12 protein-coding genes and 2 pseudogenes are annotated in these 12571 nt (G+C 62.8%); 7 read left to right on the top strand and 7 right to left on the bottom strand.

Features of this window, described 5'->3' with window-relative positions:
- The first annotated feature begins 36 nt into the window (after positions 1-36).
- Both N0Q91_RS03210 and N0Q91_RS03215 read left to right on the top strand, forming a co-directional pair.
- Positions 37-738 carry a GNAT family N-acetyltransferase gene (locus tag N0Q91_RS03210; protein ID WP_275597320.1) on the top strand — a complete coding sequence of 234 codons (702 nt, stop codon included), beginning with the start codon at positions 37-39 and terminating at the stop codon, positions 736-738.
- Entirely contained in the window at positions 735-947 is a 213-nt protein-coding gene (locus N0Q91_RS03215; RefSeq protein WP_018096705.1) for a hypothetical protein, read from the top strand. The genes N0Q91_RS03210 and N0Q91_RS03215 overlap by 4 nt, the downstream gene beginning before the upstream one ends.
- Positions 948-987: 40 nt before the next feature.
- Here the strand turns inward: N0Q91_RS03215 and N0Q91_RS03220 are convergent, their stop codons facing one another.
- The 3 genes and pseudogenes from N0Q91_RS03220 to N0Q91_RS03230 form a co-directional block, all read right to left on the bottom strand.
- A complete protein-coding gene (locus N0Q91_RS03220; protein WP_275597321.1) occupies positions 988-2022 on the bottom strand; it encodes a nickel/cobalt transporter in 1035 nt (344 codons plus the stop codon).
- Positions 2016-2659 (bottom strand): annotated as a pseudogene (locus tag N0Q91_RS03225) (DUF1007 family protein). Before N0Q91_RS03225 ends, N0Q91_RS03220 begins: the two are co-directional and overlap by 7 nt.
- Before the next feature lie 118 nt (positions 2660-2777).
- Complete coding sequence (locus tag N0Q91_RS03230; protein WP_100672886.1) at positions 2778-3671, bottom strand: LysR family transcriptional regulator; 894 nt, start codon at positions 3669-3671, stop codon at positions 2778-2780.
- A gap of 585 nt (positions 3672-4256) precedes the next feature.
- Between N0Q91_RS03230 and odc2 the strand changes: the two genes are divergently transcribed.
- Positions 4257-5396 carry an ornithine/lysine decarboxylase gene (odc2, locus tag N0Q91_RS03235; protein ID WP_234841209.1) on the top strand — a complete coding sequence of 380 codons (1140 nt, stop codon included), beginning with the start codon at positions 4257-4259 and terminating at the stop codon, positions 5394-5396.
- Positions 5397-5481: 85 nt separating this feature from the next.
- Entirely contained in the window at positions 5482-6072 is a 591-nt protein-coding gene (locus tag N0Q91_RS03240; RefSeq protein WP_100672888.1) for a GNAT family N-acetyltransferase, read from the top strand.
- Positions 6073-6289: 217 nt separating this feature from the next.
- Here N0Q91_RS03240 and N0Q91_RS03245 read toward each other — a convergent pair whose 3' ends face one another.
- The gene (locus tag N0Q91_RS03245) at positions 6290-6925 is read right to left on the bottom strand and encodes a LysE family translocator (protein WP_275597322.1); all 636 of its coding nucleotides are present in this window, start codon (positions 6923-6925) and stop codon (positions 6290-6292) included.
- Between the two features lie 279 nt (positions 6926-7204).
- Between N0Q91_RS03245 and N0Q91_RS03250 the strand changes: the two genes are divergently transcribed.
- Positions 7205-7651, top strand: coding sequence for a glyoxalase superfamily protein (locus N0Q91_RS03250; RefSeq protein WP_100672890.1), 447 nt, complete (start codon positions 7205-7207; stop codon positions 7649-7651).
- A 69-nt stretch (positions 7652-7720) separates the two neighbouring features.
- Here N0Q91_RS03250 and N0Q91_RS03255 read toward each other — a convergent pair whose 3' ends face one another.
- The 3 genes and pseudogenes from N0Q91_RS03255 to N0Q91_RS03265 all read right to left on the bottom strand — a co-directional run bounded on the left by N0Q91_RS03255 (position 7721) and on the right by N0Q91_RS03265 (position 10755).
- Complete coding sequence (locus tag N0Q91_RS03255) at positions 7721-8710, bottom strand: WD40 repeat domain-containing protein (protein ID WP_018096713.1); 990 nt, start codon at positions 8708-8710, stop codon at positions 7721-7723.
- Positions 8711-8753: 43 nt separating this feature from the next.
- Complete coding sequence (locus tag N0Q91_RS03260) at positions 8754-9848, bottom strand: CobW family GTP-binding protein (RefSeq protein ID WP_100672891.1); 1095 nt, start codon at positions 9846-9848, stop codon at positions 8754-8756.
- 116 nt (positions 9849-9964) lie between these two features.
- Positions 9965-10755: pseudogene (locus N0Q91_RS03265) on the bottom strand (creatininase family protein).
- Positions 10756-10868: 113 nt separating this feature from the next.
- Between N0Q91_RS03265 and N0Q91_RS03270 the strand changes: the two are divergent.
- Both N0Q91_RS03270 and N0Q91_RS03275 read left to right on the top strand, forming a co-directional pair.
- A complete protein-coding gene (locus N0Q91_RS03270) occupies positions 10869-11372 on the top strand; it encodes a MarR family winged helix-turn-helix transcriptional regulator (RefSeq protein WP_003528917.1) in 504 nt (167 codons plus the stop codon).
- A 108-nt stretch (positions 11373-11480) separates the two neighbouring features.
- Entirely contained in the window at positions 11481-12503 is a 1023-nt protein-coding gene (locus N0Q91_RS03275; protein ID WP_275597323.1) for a LacI family DNA-binding transcriptional regulator, read from the top strand.
- The last annotated feature ends 68 nt before the right edge of the window (positions 12504-12571 follow it).

The following is a 12571-nucleotide window of genomic DNA, read 5'->3' on the forward strand; positions in this document are numbered from 1 at the left end:
TATTGCCAAACACGAATGCAAACGCGGGAGCAGTTGATGCGTGACCTTGCCGACTGGAAGGGATGCCCGGCGCCGAAACCGGTGCTCATCGAGGGACGATACGTTATCGTGGAGCCCTATGACCGGACGAAGCATCTGAATGCTCTCTGGAACGATGCCTTCGGCGGCATGGCCATCAACCCTCTGCTCAGATATTTCTCCCAGGACGATTTTTCGGGCATAGAGGATTTCGACGCCTGGCTTTCCGCGGTCCAGCAGAAGTCGGGCTGGGTGACCGAAGTCTTTCGCGAACAGGCGAGCGGCAAGGTCGTCGGCATGGCAAACTACATGCGCGCCGATCCCGCCAACGGCGTCGTCGAGGTCGGCGGCGTCGCGCACGGGGCCGCCATGGCGCGGTCGCCGCTTTCGACGGAAGCGCACTATCTCATGGCGAGGCACGTGTTCGAGGACCTCGGCTATAGGCGTTACGAATGGAAGTGCCACAGCGAAAATCAGGCGAGCCGCACCACTGCGACGCGCCTCGGCTTCACCTTCGAGGGCATTTTCCGTCAGCACATGGTTTCGAAGCGCGCCAATCGCGATACGGCCTGGTTCTCGATGATCGATCGCGAATGGCCGCTCATCAAGGCCGCTTTCGAGCACTGGCTTTCGCCCGACAATTTCGATCGCGATGGGCGCCAGAAGCAGCGCCTCGAGGATATCCGCGCAACGCTTGGCGCTGGGGAGGAGCGAAGGTGAGCACGCCCGAGAAGGAGAAATCGCCCGCCGTCGCGGCAGCCATCATTCTGCTGGTGGTCGGGATCGGCTTCTTCGCGTTGCCGTCGATCATGGTGAGGCTCGGCGACATATCCCCATGGCTTGCGGCCGCGGTCGGCTGCCTATTCGTGATAGGCTTCTTCCTGATCTTCTGGCTGCGCGCCCGCCATCAGCGCCGGAAGGGACTGTAATTCTCGCGATCGACGCGCCCGCATGCGCTGACGGCGCGCCTCAGCTCTGCAGTGACGCGCCCAGAAGCACCAGCCCGAGCAGCAGGACAAGCAAGGCACCGGCGATCTCGATGGCGTTCGAGATACGCGCCGCAGCCGAATCGCTGGAGGCATAGCGCACGGCAATGCCCTTGGCCGTGACGGCCATGGTCGCCAGGATCGAAACGGTGATTGCCGTACCGATCGACATGGCGAAGACCGAAAGCACGCCGCCGAGATAGAGCCCGTTCAGGAGGGCGAAGGACAGCACGATCAGTGCGCCGGAGCAAGGCCGCAAGCCGACTGCGACAATCGCCGACCAGGCTTCGCTGAGCGCGAAGCGGTCGCCCTTCAGGAGCGCCGGATCGGGTGCGTGGGCGTGGCCGCAGGTGGCGCAGACCTCGCCAGGCCCATGCGCGTGGTGGTGATCGTGATGATGATGATGATGATGATGCTCGTGGCTGTGGCCATGAACGTCATCGGCATGCATCGTGGCAGGGGCAGGGGCCGGACGCAGCATCGATCGCAGCTTGCGGAAGACCAGCCAACCGCCGAAGGCAGCGATCAGCGCATAGCTCGCGATTTCGAGTGCACGGGTGGCGTTCGTCATGCTGATCGAGGAGCCGCGCAGCACGAGATAGACGGCGCCGATCAGGAGGATGGCAACGACGCCCTGCAGGATCGAGGAGAGGAAGGAAAGCAGCACGCCCCTCTTCAGTTCCGTCTCATTGGCGATCATGTAGGAGGAGATGACTGCCTTGCCGTGGCCCGGACCGACGGCGTGGAAGACACCGTAGGTGAAGGAAAGGCCGATCAAGGACCAGAGCTGCCACGGGTTCTCGCGCATGTCCTTGAGCGCGTCGGTCAGCATTCGGTAGAAGCCCTGCTGCTCCATGTTCACCCAGGAAAAGAAACCGCCAAGAAAGCCTGTCGTCCGGATGGAGGGCTCGGCCGTGCCGATGCCGAGAGGCGACTGTGCGGCGGCGACGGTTGCGGAAAAGACCGTCAACAGGAAGGCGGCCGCTATCAGGCGGCCGGCGTCGCGGGCATTCAGCATGTGATCTCGATCCTGGTTGCAAAAAGCTTCGACGTGTCGGTCCCGGTCGGATCGTTCCAGAAGGCGTCGGTCAGCGTGTCCTTGTTCTCCGCCAGCACTTCGTCGGGATCGGGCCGCACCACCTGATGCTGGCAGGCCTCGATCTTTCGCCGACGACGGAGAGGTCCTCGTCGGTGGGGAAATCCATGGCGGTATACATGGTCGGGTCGTAGACGCCGAAGGAAAGCTTGCCCTTAAGCGGCATGGTCTCGGCAGGCTTGACCGCAAACATCATCAGGAGCTGGTTATCCTTGTAATCGACGGTGATGCTGTCGGGTCTGCTGACCTTCACGGATTTGCCGTTGTCGGAAATCGACGTGTAATAGTTGTACTCCGCCAGCGACTCGAGCACCGTCTGGCCGACTTCCTTCAGTTCATCCGGGTCGAGCGTGGCGTTCGCGTTCTTGTCGAAGTCGAGAACGACGCTTGCCGAAAACAGCTCGTCGAACCGCCAGACATTCCTCAACTCGCCGATCCCGCCCGTGTCGTCCGAGACGATCTCGAGGCGGGCTTCCGCGAATATATGCGGGTGGGCGAAGGCGAGCGTGGGCGCGAGGAGCGTCGCAAGGCCGGCCATGACGAGGCTTTGTATTTTCATGGGAATGGGAATCCTTTCGGCCGGGGCCGCGCGAATCGTCCCCGAATGTACCGTAAATGAGACGGAATTGGGACTTGCAGCGCGTCGTTCCAACGCGTGAGGAAGGATCGCAGTCGCATCAGCGCGTGCTGCGGAACCAGCTGTGGAGGAAGTCGACGAAGGTGCGAACCTTGGTCGGGAGGTAACGACGATGCGGATAGATGGCGTAGATGCCGCGATCCTTGGGCAGGAAATCGTCGAAGAACGTCACGAGCTCGCCGGAAGCGATCTTCGGCCGGGCGATGAAATCGGGAAGGACCGCCACTCCGATGCCGCTCACCGCGGCCCGCGCCGCGGCAAGTGGACTGTTGACCTCGATCTGCCCGCTGACCGGCACGGTGAATGGCGAACCGTCCTTTTCGACGAAACGCCAGCTCGAATAGGATCGGCCGTTGGTGTCGAGGATGCACGGCAGCTTGGAAAGTTCGCTCGGATGCGCAAGGGCGCCGGCCTTGGCCATGAAATCCGGCGAGGCGCAGACCAGCACCTGGAAGTCGTCGAGCTTGCGGGCGATCAGCGTCGAGTCCTCGAGCCGGGTGATTCGGATGGCGACGTCGAATCCTTCCTCGACGAGGTCGATGAACCGGTCGTCCGAGACGATGTCGAGCGACAGTTCGGGATGCTCCTTGCCGAAGTCGATCAGGGACTGGCCGATATCCGCATCGACGAAAGTCCTCGGCACGGTGATTCGCAATCGGCCCTTGAGGTCGGAATTGTTGGCACGCACGAGATCGGCGAGGTTGTCGATCTCCTTCAGGATTTCCGATGCGCTGCGATAATAGGTGTGGCCGGCCTCGGTCAGCGAGAACTGGCGCGTCGTGCGGTTCAACAGCAGCGCGCCGAGCTCGTCCTCGAGTTCACGCACATATTTCGACAGCAGCGCCTTGGATTTGCCGATGCGCCGGGCCGCGGCCGAAAAGCCTTCCGCGTCCACGACATCGATGAAGGCGCGGATGCGGGTCAAGGTATCCATGGTTCGTCTTTCTCTGGCGTGCAGGCGAAAACGCGCTTGGGTAGGCGGGTCTCGGTTCCCGCACGCACGCACGGCCTGCTGCGATCGTTCAGCCAAAGTGAACACTGGCGCCGTTGCCCGGTCCAGAAAAAATTAGCGGCGAGATGGAAAAACCTCTTGATTACGACGATGATTTTTCTTACCTACGCCTTGCCCAAAGTCGCACGTGCCTGTGGGTGTCCGCCGACCCTCGATTAGGTGAGGTTATCGGTAAGGTACCTGGAACTAACCCCTCCAGTCGCTATTCCGGCCAACCGGGAAATGCGAGGACATCTTGAAGCAACGACGGTGCGGGCCTTTCTGGTGTCTGCCGGCTTTCCAACAGCCGGGGTTACTGAAGAGGCACACCTTCATTGCCGGAAGTGCGGTTGGGTTATTCCCTCCAATCCATGGCAGACAAAGCCGAATCCTAGCCTTTGCGGGCTTTGATTCACATTCGCGCATCGAGCGCATGCATGGTTCCGGGGTCTCCACCGGCTGGTTCCAGTGCAGGCGTGCGTATGCCCTTTGTCCTCCACAAATGTGGAGTCTAATGGATCGGGGAATATGGCCATGACCACCGCACGTATCATCGACTTCCTCAACACCCGACGACCCGAAGGTCCTTGCCTCGTTGTCGACCTCGACGTCGTGCGCGACAATTTCAAGGCCTTCCGTCATGCGCTGCCCGACAGCGCGATCTACTATGCCGTGAAGGCAAATCCGGCGCCGGAAGTCCTGCGCCTTCTCGCCGGCCTCGGCTCCAACTTCGATTGCGCGTCGGTCGCCGAAATCGAAATGGCGCTCGATGCAGGCGCGACGCCGAACCGCATCTCCTATGGCAACACCATCAAGAAGGAGCGGGACGTTGCGCGCGCCCATGCGCTGGGCATCAGCCTCTTTGCGGTGGACAGCCACGAAGAGGTCGAGAAGATCGCGCGCGCCGCTCCCGGTGCCCGTGTCTTCTGCCGCGTGCTCACCGATGGCGAAGGCGCCGAATGGCCGCTGTCGCGCAAGTTCGGCTGCGTGCCGCAGATGGCGGTCGACGTGCTCGTCTATGCGCACCAGCTCGGGCTCGTTTCCTACGGCGTCTCGTTCCATGTCGGCTCGCAGATGACGAAGCTCGATGCATGGGATGCGGCTCTTGCCGATGCCAAGCGTGTCTTCGTCCAGCTTGCCAAGCAGGGCATCGAGCTCAAGATGGTCAACATGGGCGGCGGCTTCCCGACGAAGTACCTCAGGGACGTTCCGTCGGCCGAAGCCTATGGCCAGGCGATCTTCGGCGCGCTGAAGAAGCACTTCGGCAACAACATTCCGGAGACGATCATCGAGCCGGGCCGCGGCATGGTGGGAAATGCCGGCGTGATCAAGGCGGAAGTCGTTCTCGTGTCGAAGAAGTCGGACAACGACAGCCACCGTTGGGTCTTCCTCGACATCGGCAAGTTCGGCGGTCTCGCCGAGACGATGGACGAGGCGATCCGCTATCCGATCCGTACGGCCCGCGATGCCGATGCGATGGAACCCTGCGTGCTCGCCGGCCCGACCTGCGACTCGGCCGACGTGCTCTACGAGAAGAACATGTATCCGCTGCCGATCTCGCTGACGATCGGCGACGAGGTTCTGATCGAAGGCACGGGCGCCTACACGACGACCTACTCGGCCGTCGCCTTCAACGGCTTCGAGCCTCTGAAGGCCTATGTCATCTGATCCTGCTCGCTCCCGCTCAAGCGGGAGCGGCTTTCACAATTCATGTCCGGTCCGCCTGAAGCGGTTTTGATGACGGGAGGTCCAGATGGCCGCTGTTGTTGATTCCCTGCGCGCGTTCTTCGCGCCAACCACCTTTATAATCGACTCGGAAAACCCGGGCGATGTCGTTGCGCGCGAGAACCTGCTCGACCGTGCCATGGGCGCGGGTCGCCGCAGGAAATCGTCGGAGAAGCTGCGCCGCGGCCGCGTGCCTGCCGAGGGCCTTGCCCTTGTCGCGCGGGATGCGGACGGTCACGTCATCGGCACCGTGCGCCTCTGGAACGTCGAGGCCGGCGTCAACCGCGAGGGCCAGGCGGTGCCGGCGCTGCTGCTCGGCCCGCTTGCGGTCGATCCGGCGCATGAGGGCAAAGGTATCGGCGGCATGCTGATGCGCGCGGCGATCCAAGAAGCCAAGAACCGCGGCCATGGCGCTGTCCTGCTCGTCGGCGACGCCGCCTATTACGAACGTTTCGGCTTCTTCGCGCAGCGCGCGCAGCATCTCGTGATGCCCGGTCCTTTCGAACGCAACCGCTTCCTGGCGCTCGAACTCAAGGAAGGCTGGCTCGACGGTGCTGCCGGGATGCTGGTTCCCAGCGGCCGGAAACTCGCTTTGCCGCCGCTTCGCCGCGCGGCCTGAATTTCTTCCGCCTCCCACCCTGCGGAGGTGGATTATCAGCAGCGCTCCTGCCGCCCGTCGCGGCGGGAGCGCTGTGCCGCTTTAGAGCACTTCCAGGAAAAGTGTATAACGGTTTTCCGTTGGACCAAACGGTTCAGTGTTTCTATGAAACGTTGAAATGCTCTAAAGCATGGCCCCTCCCTTCGAATGACCATGCCACACGATGTGCCGAAGCCTTCTAATTCGCGGCGTGGCGATAGAGCGCCAGAGATCCGGCGAGCGCCAGCAGTGCGCCGCCGCAGACGCGGTCGAGCCAGATCGCGCCGGAGCGCCTCATGAAGCGTATCGCCTGCGACCCGAGCAGGGCATAACCGAACATCACCATGAAATCGATCGACGCGAAGACGATGGCCAGCATGGCGTATTGCGGCGCCTGTGGCAGGGCGGGATCGATGAATTGCGGCAGAAAGGCCGAAAAGAACAGATAGCCCTTGGGATTGGTGACGGCGACGAGGAGGCTCTTGGCGAAGATGGAGCGCGTTGCCCCGGCATCCATGGCCTGCGATGCTTGCGACGGGAGTTCCAGCGTCCCGCGCGATCGAATCAGCATCACGCCGAGATAGGCGAGATAGGCGGCGCCCAGCCATTTGATCACGGAGAACCAGAATTCCGACGCTGCGAGCAGTGCGCCGAGCCCGAGTGCGACCGCGCCGATCAGCACGAAATCCGAGAGCATCGCGCCGATCATTCCTGCCGTTGCCCGTTTCACGCCATAACGCGAACCATTGGTGAGGGCGAGAAGCACGGTCGGTCCAGGCGTTGCAATGCCGATGAAGGCGACAAGCGCGAATGCGAGAATGGTGACTTCGCTCATGATGTGCTCCCTGGATCACTTTTCCTCATCCGCTCTTGGCGACGCCAAGTCGTCCCATGGCGGTCGCTTGCGTGCAAGTGGCATCGCCGGCGGCCCCGCGCGTTTGACAGCCTGCGTCGTTTCCCCTATTTCAGGCGCCGGGCGAGGGCCCCTGCCGTCCGCGAGCGTCAAGCTTCGGTGAAAGTCTCTCTTTTCGACACGGTCATGCCGCGCGGCATGCTACCGATGGCAATGCGGACACCCATCCCGGAAATGCATGCCGTAACAGGAGACCCTGTCATGACGCATGAATTACGAAGCCTTCCCTCGCTCGATGCGCTGAAGGACCAGGCCAGACGCCTGAGATCGCGGCTTGTGTCGGAGGGTGACGAAGTCACCCACTCCAAGTCGCTCGAGCTGATCGCGGCCCAGTATGGCTATCGCGATTGGAACACGCTGCACGCGGCTGTCGGCAACCGACCTGCTTTCAATCCATGGATGCTCGGGGCGCGGGTCAAAGGCCGTTACCTCGGCCAGCCTTTCGAAGCGGAAGTCCTCTCGGCCCAGGCGATCGGTGCGAAGCCGGGACGTTATCGTCTGACGTTCAAGTTCGACGAGCCTGTCGACGTCGTCACGTTCGAGAGCTTCTCCGCCTTCCGCCAGCGGGTCACCGCCACCATCGATGAGAGCGGGCGGACCGTCGAGACGACATCGGACGGGCGGCCGCATCTGGAACTGGAATGGTGAGAACAGGCGGAGCCGGCCCCATCCGGCTACCCCGCCTTTCGCCGCAGCGGGGGCATGCATTCACCCCCGCTACCCGGCGATATCCACCACACCGCAATCGCCCGCCGCCGATCCAAAAGCGAGTTGGCGGCCGCTCTTGTTCCAGGCCATGGCGGTGATCGCGCCATTGCCCGGGCGACGCAACAGGACTTCCTTGCTGTCCGCGAAGCGGGCGGCAAGGATCATGCCGTCCTCATAGCCGATGGCGACGATATCGTCCGCCGGGTGGCAGGCGACCGTCGTCACCATGATGTTGGCGCGGGTGCCGAGCTCGAGCGGCGCCTTGCCCATCGGCCCGTCCTTGCCCTGAAATGGCCAGACGATCGCCGCCGGCGCCCCGGACGATGCGAGCCACTTGCCCTTCGCTGACCAGGAAAGCGACTTCACCTTGGCCGGATAGCCGGTCATGCGCATGTGGCGCGCCTCGGCGCCGGGCTTCGCGTCGAGCTTCCAGCCATGCAGCGCATTTTCCTGCATTGCGGTGACGACGAAGCGTCCGTCGGGAGAGAAGGTGACGGCGGTGTGGGCGCCCTTCCATTCGAGATCGACCGGCTGGCCTGCCATGGCCACCCAGTGCAGCGAGACGCCGTTGTAGCGCGCGGAGGCGATCCTCAGGCCCTTGGGTGCGAAGGCGATGCCTTCGACGGTCCGCTGCTCGGGAAAGTCCCTGGTGGTACCGTCGGAAAGGCGGACATGCGTCGTCTTGCCGTAGGCGTAAGCGACCGCACCCTGCGGTCCCGCCGCAACTTGCGAGATCCATTTGCGACCCGTGTCGGCAACGAGGCTCGCCGTCCCGTCTGCCGAAATGCGCATTACCTTGCCGTCTTCGCCGCCGGTCAGCAGCGTGTCGTTCGCCTCGTCGACAACGAGGGACAGCAGCCCGTCATGTGCTTCGGTCGTCTTGTGGCCGTGATCGAGCCGGTGGATCGTGCCGGCGGCCCCGGCGAAGAAGGGAACATCCTTGAGGAAAGCCACGCCAACGACGTGACCTTCGAGATCGAGCGGAGCGACGGTCGGCATCAGTTTGACGGACTTTCTGTTTTCAGCATGGACTTATCCGGGATCATGCCGGGACTTCGCACGCCTTGAAGGTGCGCTCGATCTTCTCGCGATCGAGATCGCGACCGATGAAGACGAGCCTGCTTTCGCGCTTCTCGCCGTCTTTCCACGGGCGCTGGTGATCGCCTTCGATGATCATGTGAACGCCCTGGACGACATAACGCTCCGCGTCGCCGGCGAAGGCGATGATGCCCTTGAGGCGCAGGATGTTCGGACCGTCGGTCTGGGTGATCTTCTGGATCCAGGGGAAGAAGCGATCCGGATTCATTTCGCCCCCGCGCAGCGAAATCGACTGCACCGTCACGTCATGGATCGGCGAGGGGCCGTCGTGATGGTGATGGTGGTCGTGATCATGCTCATGGTCATGATCGTGATGGTGGTGATCATGATGGTGATGATCGTGGTCGCAATCGGGACCGCAGACGTGGTCGTGATCGTCCTGATCGAGGAAGTGGGGATCGTTTTCGAGCGCCCTGTCGAGATTGAAGGCACCCTGGTCGAGCACCTTTCCGAGGTCGATCTCGGAGCGCTGCGTGCGATAGATGCGGGCGGACGGATTGATGACGCGCACGGTTGCCTCGACGCGCTCCAGTTCCTCCGGCGTCACGAGGTCGGTCTTGTTGAGAAGCACCACATCGGCGAAGGCGATCTGGTCCTCGGCCTCGCGGCTGTCCTTCAGACGCAGCGGCAGGTGCTTGGCGTCGACGAGCGCCACGACCGCGTCCAGTTCCGTCTTGGCGCGAACGTCGTCATCCATGAAGAAGGTCTGCGCGACCGGCACCGGGTCGGCAAGGCCGGTGGTCTCGACGATGATCGCGTCGAAGCGCCCGGGACGGCGCATCAGTCCTTCGACGACCCGGATCAAGTCGCCTCGAACGGTGCAGCAGACGCAGCCGTTGTTCATCTCGTAGATTTCCTCGTCGGACTCGACGATCAGGTCGTTATCGATGCCGATCTCGCCGAATTCGTTGACGATGACCGCATATTTGCGGCCATGATTCTCGCTGAGGATGCGGTTCAGAAGCGTCGTCTTGCCGGAGCCGAGATAGCCCGTGAGCACGGTGACGGGGATCGGCTTCAGCGCGGATGTTTCGGTCATGGGAACCTCGAGGGTTGGCGATGCGCCGCGGGCATCGATGGCTGGGTTCTCATATAAGAGATGAGGTGGCGATGCGCAAATACAGACCTGTGTCGCGATCGACGCGAAAGAAAAAATCAGTCGAGCTCGCCGGCATCGAAGGCGTTCACATCCTCGAGCAGTTCGATGATGCCTTTCGCAGCATGCGCAAGCAGCGCTTCGCCGCGCTCGGCGGTGGCGGCGGCGGCATTGCCGGCGACGCCGTCCGGGCTCAGATCCGACATCTTCCAGCCGAAGGCGTGCGGGCCGTAGGCGCGCAAATGCTTGAAAGAACGCGCGAACTCGCTCTGGCGCGAGGGGAAGTCGCGCGTCTTCGCCATGTCCACCTTGTCCGGATGGAGCGCCAGCATGACCGAGGTCTCGATATCGCCGCCATGGATGTCGACTGCCTTGTCCTCGGCGCCGATCCAGCCGTCCGGCTGTCCGAAGCGTGTCCAGCTCGTCGCCACGGCGAGCATCCCGAAGCGTATCCGCGCCTCCGTCGCTACGATGGTCATCAGGGGCGAATTGCCGCCATGTGCGTTCAGCATCACGAATTTGCGGATGCCGAGTCCGGCGAGGTCCTCGGCGATGCCGAGCCAACGTTCGACCGCCTCGTCATAGGCGAGCGTTCGGGTGCCGGGCACGTCCATGTGTTCGATCGAATAGCCGACCGGTTCGACAGGCAGGAAGGTCACGGGCAGGGCTTGGGGAGTGCGGCGATAACGCGTTCGACGATGCCCGCCGCAATCAGCCGGTCCGTTTCGAATGGGAGATGCGGCCCGTGCTGTTCATGTGCGCCGAGCGGGAGCACCGCGATCCAGTCCCGCCGCTCGACAGGTTCGAGTGCGGCGGAATTGTCGGTCCATCGGGGCTTCGGCAGCGACATTTCTACTCGGACCTCGGCGTGGTTTGTCGTAAAATCGTTATTTGAGTCATACAGTTCGTAAACTCAAGCCTTATTGCTATAAGTGTAGTGTAGGGGATTCGGCGGGAGGTCCAATGGGCAAGAAGAGCAAAGCCGAAAGGAAGGGCAAGAACGGCAAGAAGAAGGACGAGATCGTCGCCGAGGCGAACGATCACGATCTGGCGTCGGTTCTCGTCCAGGCGGCCCGCTCGATGCGCACCGTACTCTCTCGCAACCTCGTCGCGAGCGGCCTTTATGCCGGGCAGGACGGCGTCATGCTCGCCCTTGCCGAAACCGACGGGCTCACGGCCGGGGCGCTGGCGGGCAAGCTCGGGGTCAAGGCACCGACGATGACGCGCACGATCGGCCGCATGGAAGCGCAAGGCTTCCTCGAACGCCGGCCGGACAGGGACGATGCCCGGCTGACCAAGGTCTATCTGACAGAGCTCGGCCGTGATCGCCTGCAGATCATCGCGGAAGCGGGCCAGCACTCCGAGAAGCTCGCAACACGCGGTTTGACCGACAAGCAGGTACGCACTCTCATGAAGCTCCTGCGCGCTGTCGACAGCAATCTGCAGGCCGCCAGAGCTGCGGATTGAGCCGCGGTGTGAGAACCGGGCGGCTTGAACTTCCCGATTGCAGCGATATTTTAAACAGTTTAAAGGAATTTAAACTGGCTGACGGCAGCGACTGCAACGGGGGATATGGTGGCGCAAAAGGTCAAGCTTTCGACAATCGCGGAAACACTCGGCCTTTCGACGGCGACGGTATCCCTGGCATTGCGCGACAGCCCGCTGGTGGCGGCGGTCACCCGCGACAAGATCAAGGAGCAGGCGCGCGCACTCGGCTATATCTACAACCGCCGTGCCGCAAGTCTCAGGACGTCGCGCTCGGGCATCATCGGTGTCGTCGTGCACGACATCATGAACCCGTTCTACGGTGAGATCCTCAAAGCGATCGAGGCTGAGCTCGATCGCGACAAGCAAACCTTCATTCTGTCCAACCACTACGATTCCGTCGAAAAGCAGCGGGATTTCATCGAGACGCTGCTGCAGCTCGGCGGCGACGGCGTCATCATGTCGCCGGCCATCGGCACGCCGCCGCAGGATATTCAGCTTGCCGAGGACAACGGCATGCCGGCGATCCTGATCGCCCGATCGATCGTGGGGCTCGACGTCCCGATCTTCCGCGGCGACGACGCCTATGGCATTTCGCTCGCGACCAATCACCTCATCGGGCTCGGCCATCGCTGCGTCGCGATGGTCGGGGGAACCGACCAGACCTCCACCGGCCGCGACCGCTATCAGGGCTACGTCAATGCGCTTCGCAAGGCGAATATCGAGGTCGATCCGGACCTGCGCATCCCGGGGCCGCGCTCCAAGCAGGGCGGGTTCGAGGCCGCCGTGCATCTCCTCTCACTGCCGCAGAAGCCGACCGCGGTCGTCTGCTGGAACGATCTGGTCGCCATCGGGATGATGAACGGCATTGCCCGCGCCGGCCTCGTGCCAGGGGTCGACATCTCGGTCACCGGCTACGACGACCTCGAGGAAGCGTCGATCGCGACGCCGGCGCTGACGACCGTCTGGAACGGCCAGGCGGAGGTGGGCCGCAGCGCTGCGCGCGCGCTCCTCGACAAGCTTTCCGGCAGCCATGAACCGGACGGCATCCATCTGATCAAGCCGGAAATGCGCATCCGCCAGTCGACCGGCCCGCTGCGGGTAACGGCTTGATCGATTTCTCCGAGTCTGAACAGGATGCGTGCGTGTTCGCCCGCATTCCCGCTATGTCCGGAAAGGAA

The organism is Sinorhizobium prairiense (assembly GCF_029201645.2).
GTDB classification, from domain to species: domain Bacteria; phylum Pseudomonadota; class Alphaproteobacteria; order Rhizobiales; family Rhizobiaceae; genus Sinorhizobium; species Sinorhizobium meliloti_A.